A 213-nucleotide genomic window follows, 5' to 3' on the forward strand; every position below is an offset into this window, starting at 1 on the left:
GCGAATGCTATGGGCCGCTTAATAGGCACAATCCTATCTGGCTTGGTGTTCCAAATGGGTGGCTTATCCGCCTGTTTGTGGGTCTCGTTCGCGTTCCTAGCAATAACGACGGTGATCTCGTTACGCTTGCTTAAGGTGCCACAAACCTCAGCGGCATAAGCATCCGTCGTATTCGATAAAATCGCGATATGCTTCTCCTTTAACAATAAGCTG

At 48.8% G+C, this 213-nt stretch carries 1 pseudogene; it reads left to right on the plus strand.

The window, feature by feature from the left end:
• Window positions 1-159: pseudogene (locus A3712_RS27560) on the plus strand (organoarsenical effux MFS transporter ArsJ); the annotation flags it as partial.
• Between the last annotated feature and the right edge of the window lie 54 nt (window positions 160-213).

Origin of the sequence: Vibrio sp. HI00D65, assembly GCF_001635455.1 — a bacterium.
Classification (GTDB): Bacteria; Pseudomonadota; Gammaproteobacteria; order Enterobacterales; family Vibrionaceae; genus Vibrio.